Here is a 13,338-nt window from a genome sequence, read left to right as displayed (position 1 = left end):
TCATCATAAATAAAATATCCACTTTACCTCGTTCTTCTACATGGAGACTCATTCATATATAAATAAGACTTTTTATATCCCCCATAATCAACCACAATCTTTTCCAAAACTACTGCAGGATCTAAAGGCGAAAAATCAATTATATAACTACCGTCCTGACTTACAGGCAAATCAAGACGCACCTGTTTTTCAACTACACGCCTTGCTACCGTAGGATAAAATGTAGTATAGATATTCTCAGGATGTTCATTCAAATCATGATTATAATTCACCGTCACTTTATTACCATTTCTAAAACCTATAGCATATCTATGACCGTCTGTGTTATGAAAAGCAAGAGTGGATTTTACAACCACAATGACATTCACAGTCTTACACTTCTTTATCTCCTCTGGTAAAACCATCTTATAAGAAACCGTAGCACCCTCCACCGGCTTTGTATAAGGCATTAATGTGATTCCTCCCAATGTTCTTCCCATATCGGGAATCACCTGCCATTTGAGGCTCTCAGGAGACTTGGTTTCAAAGAAATGCTCAGCTTCCATAGCCACATATCCGCCAGTCCCTTCAAAGATGTATCCCCCTACATTTTCCTCTGATAATCTGAATACTTCCGGTTGTTTGTCAACTGAAAAGTCATCATTCCATGAAGTATAACCTATATGCTTTTGAGTCATCATCCCCTTCCATTTTCCATTGCTCATAATGTTATTATAGTCTTCACTCAATGCTTTATCACGAGCAAAGCAAGCTTCTACCTTGTCAGCCCAATCATTAGCTTCCGGATTTCCTTCTTCATAAAGTTTATGGTTCATGGCCTGAGCATACATAATCATCTGCTACTTGCTTCCATTCCCCTGTTTCAAGATTATAAGTGTCACAATCCAGCATTTCCGCCGTTACACGACCATTATACTTGGTATACAAATTAAGAATCCGAGCTGCTTCCTCAGCCTGCCCTTTACCAAATATTTGTTCACAGAAGCAATAAGGATGTTGCATAAAATTATCAACAGAATAATCATTCGGATTCCATGCCATATCTAAAAATAAAGTAATAGGATACTCCATCGGTTTAAGATCCCCCACATTAAGTATCCAAAGTTTGTCCACTCCGTATTCATAAGTAAGATGAAGCTGCTCCCACATTCCTTGTATTGGAGTCATATTCATCCATTTTGAATTTCGGGGCGCTCCCACATAGTCTACATGATAATACATTCCCCATCCTCCCGGATGCTTACGCTCCTTATCGTTAGGAAGACGACGCACATTGCCCCAATTATCATCACAAAGCAACATTATTACATCTTCAGGAACCCGCATTCCCTTGTCATAATAATCAAGTACCTCTTTATATAAAGCCCATACCTGAGGAGTTTCCTTTGCCGGCTTTCCAGTCACATCCTCAATAATTCGACGTTGGTTTTCAACTATAGACTCCATCAGTTTTACATTGGTATCTTCACTCATAGCCTCATCCCCATCTCCACGCATACCAATAGTAATTATATCTTCAGTATTTTTTACCCTCTCAATACCTTCTCGAAAAAACTGATCTAACACTTTTTTATTCGTCGAATAATTCCATGCACCATATTCATTACGTTTACGGGCCCATTCTTGATGGTTTCGCGCCATAGGTTCATGATGTGATGTACCAATAATCACCCCATTTCATCTGCAGTCTTACTATTGAGAGAATCATCTGCATAAAAAGCCCATCCCCACATAGCAGGCCATAAAAAGTTTCCCTTAAGGCGAAGAATCAGTTCACAAACCTGGGCATAAAAACGATGATCACCAAAATCTGTTCCATAATATTGCTTTACCCAGCTTGTCAGACAAGGAGCTTCATCATTCAAAAATATACCACGATATTTTACGGCAGGTTCTCCATCTGTATAAATACCCGGTAATATATAAGCTTCTGTTCTCTTTACTACTGGCACATCCATCCACCAATACCAAGGTGACACTCCAAGCTGTTTTGACAACTCATAAACGCCGTAAATAGTACCTCTACGGTCACTACCAGCAATTACTAATGCTTTTTTAACTCCATTAAAAGGAGCGTCAACGGTTGTTATAATATATTTCTCATTTTTCCCTTGCAATTGTTTCTTTTCGAACTTCTCCTTCTGGATAAGTTGCTTAATATACTTTGAATTCAGACTTCCTACGATAATGCAATTCTCATCCGAAATTTCAGTTGTCAACTGAGGCTTCATCCCAAACACCTGACTAAAATCCTCACATAAATTTTCAGCAGCAATATGAATACCTCTTTGATCTTCTTTATCTATAAGGATATTTATTATTTTGTTATCAGATACTAAAGAAAACGCATTACTTTCTTTTTCAAAAACCACAAACCGATTTGCTGAAAATGTATCCAAACATACTATAAGCAAAAGGCAAATTAAACTATGTATTTTCATGGTATAAATTTAAAATCATTTATTTCAAAAAACGACAACAAAGACTCGTAATCAATTCCACATCCAATATTATGAAAATTTCTCTTATCCCCATCTTTTACAAATAACAAAAATAGGAATAAGAGAAACTTTCATGTATAATTTTATTCTTGTGAAATTATCACTCTGAATTTTGTCTATTAAACACTTCTAATTTTGGTATTACAAATGCTTAATTATTTTTCCTGACTCAATTCTTCAGATGGCTCTGCTATAACTTTACCAGCAAGTCCATTAGCAAATCCAGCATACGTCGGTTTACGTTTAAAGCTGCTATTCCATAAACCAGTAGGTTCTCCTGGTCTCCATCCAGAATCAGCCGGACTATCTGTAGCACACCACTGAGTAATACCATATTGCTGTTCTACAGGAATTATCTCAAAATATTTATTGATAATAAACTGATAGAACTCTGCCATTTTCAGTTGTTGCTCATAAGTTACATTCTCGGTCTTAATAGCTGTACCGAATTCTTTGTCTACAATACCCATATCCAATTCTGAGATTTTGATAAGCTTACCACTTGCAGCTAAAATCTTAAACATATTAACGATTGCATCTTCCTGAGCTTTTTGATCTGCTTCGTTCAAAATATAGCTTACGTGCATCTGGGTTCCAATACCATCAATCTTTGTTACACCATCTGATTCCCATCTTTTAATCCATTCAACCAAGCTCTTTGCCTTTTTGTTGCCATCCCACCAAGACTCAAGATTAAAATCATTGATAAACAACTTCAACTTAGACGGGTCGCCTCCATATTCCTTGAAATATTTACGTGCTCTTGATTCAAGAATACGTACATAATCAATATCGCCTAAATAATCAGTCCAATAGAAATTAGTTGTAGGATCTCCATTTTCAGATGATTGTAATTCATAAATACCATCACCATCACTATCAGTACCAGAAACTGTTTCATTTGCCAAATCCCAAGCTGTTACATAACCACCTGTTGCTTCCATCATACCTTTAACCCAGTTATCCAAAGCCCAAGTAAGCGTATCTTTCTTTTCTTCAGGAGTCATTTCAATCACTTGATCACCAGGATTATATCCCTCACCCAAAGCAGATAAAGATTCATAACCATTCCAACTTTGCCAACCATTTATATTACCTGCTTCAAAGTCTGAATTTACCATCAGATTTACATCAGAACCCACTTCTTTCAGTTCAACATTATCAATTGAAATAGTTCCATTAAAAGTTCCAAAATTAAATGTAAACTTATCAAATATGGCCTCACTGGGAGTAAATGTAACTGTTGACTTATTCCATTCTTTCGAAACTACTAATTCAGGCAAATACCCTTGATTGCCCGAAGTTGTTGATTGCAAATAAATAGGAATATTCAAAGCATCTGTAGCTTTTGCCATACAAGTAAAAGAATATTCAACTCCAGCTTTTAATGGTTCACTCAAATTATACCAAACTTGAGCACTCCAAACATCTGTTCCAGGTGCTGAATTTGTCATATTCAAACAATATCCACCTCCACTACCACCTGCAGCATCAGCTTGAATCATATAAGTAATGGCATGCCAACTATATTTAGCCCAACCATTCAAATTATCTTTCTCAAAATCACCATTTGCAACTAAATTCTCTTCAGAACCAGCTTCAACCAGTTTCAAATCATCTACACAAAAATCACCAGCCAATTCTCCTGAAACAAATTTTATAGTATTCCAGTCATCATCTGCGGGTGTAAATTTAAAAGAATAATCAGTCCAATCAGTAGCAATAGAAGTTCCACCATCAACGGTCACATCTGCTCCAGACGCTCTCATCACCCAAAGTTGAAAATTAAAAGACTCTGAAGCCTTCGCTCTAAAACTTAAAGTATACTCTTTTCCTTTAGACAAAGTATTATCCAAAGCATAATAAACTTGTCCATCCCAAGGATTAGCCTTAGTATCCTGATGTAACAACAAATAATGATTAACTGTTGAAGGATCAGCCGGAACAACAGTTGAAGCAATCAACCCATTCAAATAAGTCATATTCTGCTGTGCATGCCAACCTAATGTATGACCGTAAATCGTAATACCTGCAGCTTTGGCTACATCTACAAAATTTGAAACCGTTGAAAAGTTCATCGTACCATCATCGGCTACAACTGAGGCATATTTCATTGCATTGCCTGCAGTCATCTCGTCAAAGTTTGTAGTAACCGCTTCATAAACTACACCTTGCTGAACAAAATCACTTACACTGGCCGCTAATCCCAACTTGAAGTTGGGATTTTTAGCACGGTCCAGATATGATTTCAACACGTCATAATTATTCAAATATTCATATTGAGCAACGCTTGTCGGCTTTTGAACCGAATAGGGCAATATGGCATCGTCAACACATGATTCTACTACCATCCCTAAGGCTAATACCGGAAGCAATTTCATATATTGTTTCATGTTTTCTTTAATTTAAGGTTATTTATTATATGTAACATCAAACCATTCAGCCTTAACCTGACGATCGCGCATAACCAATGTATCCTTAGTTGCATAGACAGTAGAACCTAAATCCACTGTATAATCCAAATACAAGACATCACGATCTTTGTTATTAAAGGAATTCTTTTCTCCCTTCTCTACATACTTACCAGAACCTGAAACAGTGCAACCCGGAGTGTCTGTAGAAAGTGTACATTCATTATTATCATTAAAAGAAAGAATCAAGTTGCAATTTTGATCATTAAGAGTCAAAGCAAAATTAGCATCCTTCAATGAGCGAGTTGTCAATTCACAAACTTCATCACTTTCAACAGAACCTGTATGACGAACTACTGTATTAGTAGCACCACCTTGAGTAATTTGATCTACCCCACGACGCAAATAAACTGCATCCCACGGATTAATATACTTCACGGCATACAAAATGTAATCTTTCGGCAATACATTCCAGTCTGACTTGTTGCAACGAACAGGATTTTCCACTAAAGGAGAGCCTGACAAAATAGAATCCGCATTATGTACATTTGACATTACCAAAGGAATTACATACGTAGTTTCTATTGCTTTAGGATCAGCAAAGAAAGCATCAGTCAACTGTACTTCTACTCCCGCACTAATCTGACCTTGAGGTATAGTGATTTGGTCAGAAGAAAGTGTATAATATTCAGCAGGCATAGGAACCACGTCTTCTCCTGTAGAGAACTTCAAGTTGTCACACAAAGAATTTACCACTTCAATATCAACCACAGGCGATGTTTGATTTTCATATACACCACCCATTGTTGCCTTAATCATACATTTATGTTGATTATCAGGTGTATTGTCAAAGACTTCATCATTACCCAAAACGATAGTACGCACCGGATACTGATAAGCAAAATATACAGTAGTTGTTCCATAGTCAGGGAAAGACCAATCCCCATTCTCACACGAAGAGAAAGAAACCAACGCTAACAGTGAAAACAAATAAAATAGTTTTTTCATTTTTTCAGTCATTAAAAATTATTCCACATAAAATCAATCCCAACCCTTATTCTGTTCCAATGCATCAAATTTCACTACTTCGCTATAAGGAATAGGACCAAACCGCATGAAATCATTATATGTACGGCTTTCAACATTAAACACCTGATAGGTTCCTCCACTAATACGTATTCCTTTTGCCGGTTCGTTCAAATCCATGTTCCAGCGGCGCAAATCCCAAAAGCGGAAACCTTCAAAACACAATTCCAAACGACGTTCATTTCGTATTAAATCACGCATTTTAGCCTGATCATTCTTCACACTTTCCAAATAAGGATCATTTCCTGAAGCATCTTTAATTCCGGCACGCTGACGAATGGCTTTAATAACATCATAAGCAGAATAACCATGTAAACCAGTACCTGTAGGTCCCCATGCCTCATTAGCTGCTTCCGCATAATTCAAATAAATTTCAGTGTAACGGATACGCGGACTATAATGTGGCTGTCCTGTTGTGGTTGTAGAGCTCAAATATACATCTTCACGCAAATGTTTACGCAAATAATAACCTGTACGAGTAGAATAGCCGTTTTCTTTATTTAAACCATCATTGTTAGAAGTATTATCTACACTTGTATCAATGCTCTTGCCATCAGTACCCATAACGGTACCATTCACCACAATATAGAGAGCCAGACGTGGGTCACGGTTGGCATAAGGATTTTGGTCATCATAATCAGCTTCAGGAGAGTCAATTGGATAACCATTAGCCATCGGGAAAGCATCAACTAAATTCTGAGTCGGATTGATCTGACCGCTACCGTAAAGGCTGGGTGGAAACTGCGCCTGCTCTAATGAATAAGCTGTAGCATCCTTACCATTTCTCCAAAGCATCTCCGGAGGATTAGAACCTCCAGTCAAGCTATTAATTTCAACCGCATTCTTATACCACGTATTTCCCTGAGCTGCCAAACCTGCTACTCCACCAATCAAGTCCAGGATTTCACCATTATAGTCAGCAGCTTCTGCCCATGTTCCTTTGCTGCCTTCTGCAAATGCCGGACTGGCAGCTAAGAGTGCAGCTTTTGCACGAAAAGCCAACGCGATACGTCCACTCATACGAGAACGGAAATTGTTACCAAACACAATGTTGTACTGGCTGAAGTTAGCTCCTTCAGAACGATATACTTCCGGAACTTCTGCATCGGAAGAAATATTCTCATAATCAAGAGGTAACAATTCTCCAGTCCGTTGAACATCATCATAAATAGCCTGAATACATTCATCAAAAGTGTTTCGCGGATAGTTGAAATTAGAAGTTTCATCTTCTAATTCCTCCACAATAGGTACTCCCATCAAACGACCATCCTCTGTGTATCCAGCATGAGCCTGCAACATATAAAAATTAAACATTGCACGCAAACCATAAGCTTCACCTTTCAAACGGTCACAAAACATTTTATTCACAACCGGATCTTTTACCCATGAAACCTGATCAACCTGAGTCAAGAAAAGATTAATGTAATGAATAGCAGCCTTACAAGATCCCCACTGATCCATCGGATTGTTATTTGATGTCCATGAACCAGTAGCCATCTTCAGATAACTGTTACTTGTCTGGTTAGTTACAGCGTCATCTGTAGCCACATCATTAAATGACTGTGAATTGTAGGGATTACGAGTATAAGCATTAGCCAAAATTCCTTCTGCATACAAAGGATCTTCAAGGCCATCCGAAACTTGCTTATTATTTTCAATTGCTGGTGTAAATAAATCATCGCATCCCACCAGTAAAAAAGCCGCGACAAAAACTGTCAATATTTTTTTCATAAGAATCTACTTTTATTTATCAATTTAGAAACCTATCTTGAAACCAATGTTGTAGAAACGAGTCTGAGGAGCTGCTCCTGTATTCAGTTCCAACTTTTCACGTTCTTTCGATATTGTCAACAAGTTGCTTGCATAAGCATATACTGAGAAACTACGTACAAATGAATTTCCCAACCATTGTTTAGGCAAATCATAAGTCAACTGAAGACGAGACAGATTAAACCGATTAGTCTTATACATCCAGAAATCAGAATTACGATAGTTGTGATTATCCGTTTGTGTAGTCAAACGTGGATAAGTTGCGGTTTCTGCAGTTTCAGGAGTCCAGCGTCCACGTACCACTTCTGAATACTTCTTATCTCCATATACCCAATAATAATCACCACTCATGAAAGCAGAAGCACCCCAATAACCGGTACCTAAAGCAAACAAAGTAAAGTTCTTCCATTTCAATGTAAGGTTCAAACCTACTGTCAACGGAGTTCCTTGCCAGCCATAGCGTTCTCCCAAATAAACTTCATCCTTTTCATCGATAATCTTATCACCATTCTGATCTACATATTTCAAATCACCAGGTTTCAACTCACCGAAAGAAGAAGTGATTCCTGAATTCTGAATTTCCTCTTCACTGTTGTAGAAACCTTCAGCCTGTAATCCCCACATACCATCAGTAGGTTTGCCCTTACGATAACGATATGCATCTTCATACAGTTCATCTACCTTTGTATTCTCATTGGTATAGTAAGTAGCATTTACTCCCAAATTAAAATCAACTTCACCCATCTTCTTATTGAAATTCAATGCTAAATCAAAACCTGTACGGGTACTATTGTTATAGTTCACATAAGGAAGCAAAGTACTTTCGGGCCAATAAGACACAAAATAATTCGGATAACTATTAGAAGGTTGAACCAACATTCCTTCAAGGCTATTCTTAAAGAATGATGCATCAAAAGTCAACATCTTATTCCATAAAGAACCGCGTAATCCTACGCTAATCTCCTTACGCTTGATGAAAGACAGATCTGAATTATTACCGCGTCTAGCTTCTGTTGCATGGCTCTGGTTACCATCAGCCCAACCCCACCAAGCACCATTAGCCTGGTCGTAGCTACTTTGGTACATATAGTAATCATCAATTCCCAGGTCTGTATTTAATACCGAACCTGAAACACTCAACATTAAATCATCCAGAACCGATGAATCTTCCAGGAAGCTTTCATTGCTTAAACGCCATCCCAAAGTAAGTGAAGGTGAGAAAGCATTACGATTATTTTCCGGAAGACGAGCAGAATGGATCAAAGCTCCTCCAAAACTCATATAATATTTGCTCAAATAATCATAATCAACCTGCAAACCTAAATTGACATTGCTAGTTTTATGATATACGGCACTTTCACCTTGCTGATATCCGGCAGCAATCAACATAGCAGAAATATTGTGACTATCTGCAAATTTATTGTTATAGTTCAACTGAGCCGAGAATGCCATAGTCTGACGATTCCAGCTACCGGCAATATGCTGAATACCATCGTGTACGTCATCACCATACTTTGTCAGACCCACAATCTGATCCTGGCCGTTCACATTAGCCCATTGAGGTTCATAAGTAGCATAAGTATCACCATAATAGCGATTGTAGGTTGTTGCATAATCTATCGCAAAACGAGTCTGAAAGGAAAGGCCTTTCAAAAGCATAGAAAGATCCACATCTACTCCCATGTCAAACTGATATTGACGACTTGTATAGGTATTGACACCAGCCGCATAAAGATTGGCAATTTCATTAGTCTGATCTACTTGTGTACCGCCTAACAGATATTTTCCATCAATTAAGTAACGACTATTATTTACAAGATTCCAGGCATCCGTATTATTCTGCATAATATAATCAACAGGAATCAGCGGAGAGATACGGTTGGGTCTCAGCGAAGCTGCAGCTCCCCAGAAATTACCACGGGCACTACGTCCATCATAGAAAGTAGCATTGGCATTCACGTAAGTCTTAACATATTGTCCCAGATTCACATCAATGTTACCACGTACACTAAAGCGAGTTGTACGGTCATCTTTCGCATTACCTACCTTTATCAATGAACCTGTATTATAAAGGTTGATATTGGTATAAAACCGTGCCTTTTCAGAACCACCTGAAATTTCAGCCGTTACATCCGACTGATTGTAAGCCTTTTTCAGATAATCATCAGAATAAAGATTTACATCCGGATAACGATAAGGGTTTATTCCAGAACCATGGTTATAAATATCCACATCACTATATAACGGATCCATGCCATCATTTACACGAGCTTCATTATACAATGTCATGTATTCAGCTGATCCTAAATATTTCGGATAACTTTTCGGAACGAAAAAACCGGTATTACCTCTTACATCAATACGAGTATCTCCTTCCTTTCCACGTTTAGTTGTGATATAAATAACACCTTTGGCAGCACGGCTACCATACAGAACCACGGCAGAAGCACCTTTCAGGAAAGTAATGTCTTTAATTTCAGAAGGCATTACGTTGTTTGCATCACGGGGCACTCCATCTACCAATACCAGATAAGAATCCATTCCCCACAAACTACTTCCGTTCCAGCCACTAACCATGTTCTCCATGCCGTCTAAACTGTATGTGAAATAATCCTTTTTCATTAATTCTTCTACATTTACAGAAGAAACTCCTCCTAAAAGGTCTTTTTTGTTCACCTTTCTATAAGCAACCTGTACTAATTCCTCTTCAGCAACAGATAAAGAATCTGAACTGGCATCCAACAATTCTGACGGCAAATTTTGAGCGCCGACATACAATGAAGAAGTTGCAAGTGCCGCACATAAAACAGACTTTATTCGTATGTTTTTCATTTTAATTCCTTTTTAATTAGCATTCAAAATTCTCAAGAGCATTACCAACCGGGATTCTGATATAATTCCGGATAAATATTCACATCAGAAACCTTCAAAGGCAACCAATAATGTTTCTCAGAGAAATTACGAGTTACAATCACCTCTTCTCTGAAATTAGAAACACGACTTTGAGTCGGATCTTCCTTATCCAGTTCCACGCGATCAAATTCCTGAGAAGTTTTAATAGTATAAGGATACTCAGTTAATAGTAACCAACGACGCAAATCATTGAAGCGATGTCCTTCATAAGCTAATTCTACGGCACGTTCACGTCGTAACTCGCTCATAAATCCGTCTAATGAGCCGGCGTATTTACTAGCAACATCATCTACACCCGCACGTTCACGAATCTTATTTACAGCATCGACAGCGGTCAAAGAGAAACCGTCGGCTTTTGCAGATGGGCCTCCATAACCATTGGCCACAGCTTCAGCATACATTAAATAAATATCAGACAAACGCATCCAACTTACTTGAATAGTCAAAGCATCACCATAATCGCGAAAGCCTTCATCAAAACCATTCACTACAAGTGGAGTAAACTTATGCAGCAAGTATCCGGTACGACTTTCATTTTTTACATCACGATAATTACCTCCAGTATAAAGATTGGCATACTGAATTTGTTTATCCTTTTGCTCTGAAGTAAATTTAGCTGTATTCTGAATTACCTGCAGTCCATCATAAGTAATGTCGGCATAGAAACGGGGGTCACGATCACGCCAAGGATGTTCTTTATCAAAATGAGAATCCGGGTCATTCAGCGGAAGACCGTTTTTCATACCATAATAATTTACATAATTGGCTGTCGGTGAGAAAACAACACCATTTGTTTCATTTGCCAAAGTAGAAGGAACATATTGAGGACCCAAACACCAGCCTGATCCCATCCACCAGTCGTACATCGGAGTCTGGAAAATAGCTTCAGTAGAACCTGGATTCTTGCTATTCTGTTTAAATGTATAGAATATATCGGTATAATGTTCAAAATCGACCAAGGCGTATTGGGTTTGTCCTTTTTCTACCAGATTCAACAATTCTGCAAAAGCATCGGCAGCCTTCTTGCAGTAATCCGCATTATAACTTCTGCTATTCTGAGACTCATAGTTCATCAATGGACTACCAGCCCACAAATAGTTCTTTCCTAAATAGCCCAGAGCCATAATCTTATTGATACGCTGCTGGTTATTTCCATATGTAGCCTTACCAGTAGTAGTATCATCCCAATCAATAGGTAACAGATCGGCTGCACGACGGAAATCTTCGGCTGCACGGTCAGCACATTCCTGATAGCTCAAACGTGGGTTACGCAATGGTTCAGAAGAAGATGGTACAGAATCAATATAAGGTAAACCACCGAAATACTGCATCAATTCAAAATGGAACCATCCGCGGAAGAAATAAAGCTGGCCTAATATCAAGTCACGCTGCTCTTCTGTGGCTTCTACCAGTTTATCAATATTCTCAAGGCCTAAATTACATTTACGAATACCATACCATGCCAATGGCCATAAAGATTTTTGCGTACGATCACTAGAATTAGCGACAGTATTATTACGGTCCATCCAGCCGCATTGCCAGCCATCATAGCTTGACTGCCAGCCCCAGAAATCTCCCATATCAACTTTGTATCCCATATGATAGTCGATACTAAAAGAGATAAGTTCATCTTCTCCCCAGTTGAATGAGTTGTTCCAGTAGCCATGTGCAAAATCAGGAATACAGTAATACAGTTCTTCCGTAAAACCCTGGAAATTCCGGAAATTTTTAAAAGCATCCTCAGGGTTCACACTACTTTCAGGTGCTTTGTCAAGATAATCTTCACAAGAAGTCATTCCTACACAGCACAATGAAAGAAGTCCCCCATAGAATAATGTACGTATATTGTTTCTTTTCATTTGACTTTTCATTTTATAATGTGAATTTTAAACCGAAATTAATACGTTTCACCGTAGGATAAGCACCCTGAGAGGCCCAACCTGTTCCTGCAAAATTTGATTCACGGTCATCAGGCATACGAGTCCATACCCAAAGGTTATTACCATTAACGTAAAGTTTCAAATTAGAAAGTCCTAAACTCTTGATCCAACCGCTAGTAAAGGTGTAAGACAATTCTATATTCTTCAAACGAATGTATGAACCATCATAGAAATAACGAGCTGCATCATAATAACTGTTAGTCGTAGAACCAAAACGTGCCATCGGTACATCTGGATTTGGATTATACTTGCTCCAACGTGAACCTTCATCATAGGCAATCAACTGTTTCTGACTAAATGTAGAGAACACTACCTGACGAGTTACGTTATTCACACCATAGAACTGAACGAAGAAGCTCCATCCCTTATAATCAAAACCTAATGAAGCACTGTATGTATTCTGAGGACTGCTAGAATATCCATAAGGAATCTGGTCGTAAGAGTTAATAACTCCATCACCATTATAGTCTAGGATATAGTAAGTTCCAGGCAATTTCTGATCATCATTTGACTCAAATGCTGTACTTCCGTAAATATCATCCATAGTCTGTGTATAACCATGGTCTACATAAGTATGAGTCTGACCAATTGACTTTCCGGCATCCTTCTGGTAGTCGGGTAACAATTCTGGATCATCAGCTTCAATAATTTCATTCACGGCATGAGTCATATTCATATTAGCCCATAAATGCAAACTATTTCTCAGAGTCTTGTTAA

At 38.2% G+C, this 13,338-nt stretch carries 5 protein-coding genes and 2 pseudogenes; all 7 read right to left on the bottom strand.

Annotated elements, in window-relative coordinates:
- Nucleotides 1–23 precede the first annotated feature (23 nt).
- Nucleotides 24–2,441, bottom strand: a pseudogene (locus WKT20_RS12175) (glycosyl hydrolase 115 family protein).
- 215 nt (nt 2,442–2,656) lie between these two features.
- Nucleotides 2,657–4,894 (bottom strand): endo-1,4-beta-xylanase, encoded by a 2,238-nt coding sequence (locus tag WKT20_RS12170; RefSeq protein WP_340417431.1) that lies wholly within the window; start codon nt 4,892–4,894, stop codon nt 2,657–2,659.
- Between the two features lie 18 nt (nt 4,895–4,912).
- Nucleotides 4,913–5,920 (bottom strand): DUF5627 domain-containing protein, encoded by a 1,008-nt coding sequence (locus tag WKT20_RS12165; protein ID WP_340417430.1) that lies wholly within the window; start codon nt 5,918–5,920, stop codon nt 4,913–4,915.
- Nucleotides 5,921–5,953: 33 nt separating this feature from the next.
- Nucleotides 5,954–7,729 (bottom strand): RagB/SusD family nutrient uptake outer membrane protein, encoded by a 1,776-nt coding sequence (locus tag WKT20_RS12160; RefSeq protein ID WP_340417429.1) that lies wholly within the window; start codon nt 7,727–7,729, stop codon nt 5,954–5,956.
- A 24-nt stretch (nt 7,730–7,753) separates the two neighbouring features.
- Entirely contained in the window at nt 7,754–10,600 is a 2,847-nt protein-coding gene (locus WKT20_RS12155) for a SusC/RagA family TonB-linked outer membrane protein (RefSeq protein WP_118166182.1), read from the bottom strand.
- A gap of 41 nt (nt 10,601–10,641) precedes the next feature.
- Entirely contained in the window at nt 10,642–12,540 is a 1,899-nt protein-coding gene (locus tag WKT20_RS12150) for a RagB/SusD family nutrient uptake outer membrane protein (RefSeq protein WP_117670967.1), read from the bottom strand.
- A gap of 13 nt (nt 12,541–12,553) precedes the next feature.
- A pseudogene (locus WKT20_RS12145) lies at nt 12,554–13,338 on the bottom strand (SusC/RagA family TonB-linked outer membrane protein); the annotation flags it as partial.

Source organism: Phocaeicola sp. ICN-14070 (assembly GCF_037892625.1).
GTDB lineage: Bacteria > Bacteroidota > Bacteroidia > Bacteroidales > Bacteroidaceae > Phocaeicola > Phocaeicola plebeius.
Note: the sequence above shows the minus strand (reverse complement) of the source record. Positions and strands in the feature narration are given on the sequence as shown.

Bases quoted from the DNA above. Each gene is read 5' to 3' on its own strand.
- WKT20_RS12150 (WP_117670967.1), bottom strand. From the start codon at position 12,540: ATGAAAAGAAACAATATACGTACATTATTCTATGGGGGACTTCTTTCA.
- WKT20_RS12165 (WP_340417430.1), bottom strand. From the start codon at position 5,920: ATGAAAAAACTATTTTATTTGTTTTCACTGTTAGCGTTGGTTTCTTTC.
- WKT20_RS12155 (WP_118166182.1), bottom strand. From the start codon at position 10,600: ATGAAAAACATACGAATAAAGTCTGTTTTATGTGCGGCACTTGCAACT.
- WKT20_RS12170 (WP_340417431.1), bottom strand. From the start codon at position 4,894: ATGAAACAATATATGAAATTGCTTCCGGTATTAGCCTTAGGGATGGTA.
- WKT20_RS12160 (WP_340417429.1), bottom strand. From the start codon at position 7,729: ATGAAAAAAATATTGACAGTTTTTGTCGCGGCTTTTTTACTGGTGGGA.